The sequence below is a fragment of the Stenotrophomonas humi genome, from assembly GCF_001431415.1.
GTDB lineage: Bacteria > Pseudomonadota > Gammaproteobacteria > Xanthomonadales > Xanthomonadaceae > Stenotrophomonas > Stenotrophomonas humi.
On record NZ_LDJI01000085.1, the window covers coordinates 1 to 765 of the forward strand.

1 pseudogene is annotated in these 765 nt (G+C 64.7%); it reads right to left on the reverse strand.

The features are described from left to right. Positions 1-62: 62 nt before the first annotated feature. Positions 63-765: pseudogene (locus ABB26_RS18415) on the reverse strand (glycine dehydrogenase (aminomethyl-transferring)); the annotation flags it as partial.

Below are 765 nucleotides of genomic sequence, written 5' to 3' on the forward strand. Positions count from 1 at the left end.
GAATAAGCAAAAGCCCCGCCGAAGCGAGGCTTTTGCAGTTGCGTGATTCAACCGCGGATGGATCAGGCCTCCACGTCTTCCTTGTACGCATCCACCGGGATGCAGGCGCACATGATGTTCTTGTCGCCGTACACGTTGTCCACGCGGGCTACCGGCGGCCAGTACTTCTGCAGCTTCAGCGACGGCAGCGGGAAGGCGGCCAGTTCGCGCGGATAGGCATGGGTCCACTCGCTGGCCGACACCGCACCCGCGGTGTGCGGGGCGTGCTTGAGCGGGTTGTCCTCGCGGTCCAGGCGACCATCTTCGATGGCCTGGATTTCCTCGCGGATCTGGATCATCGCGTCGATGAAACGGTCCAGCTCGTGCTGCGATTCGCTCTCGGTCGGTTCCACCATCAGCGTGCCGGCAACCGGGAAGCTCAGGGTCGGGGCATGGAAGCCGAAGTCGATCAGACGCTTGGCCACGTCCTCGGCGCCGATGCCGGAGGTCTTCTCCAGCGGACGCACGTCGAGGATGCACTCGTGTGCCACCAGGCCGTTGCGGCCGGTGTACAGCGTCTTGTAGTGCGGGGCCAGACGGGTGGCGATGTAGTTGGCGTTGAGCAGTGCAACCTGGGTTGCCTTGCGCAGACCGCCGGTGCCCATCAGCGTGATGTACATCCAGCTGATCGGCAGGATCGAGGCGCTGCCGAAGCTGGCTGCGCTGACCATGCCCACCGGGCCGTTGTCACCCAGCTTGCCCGGCAGGAACGGGGCAAGGTGGGCA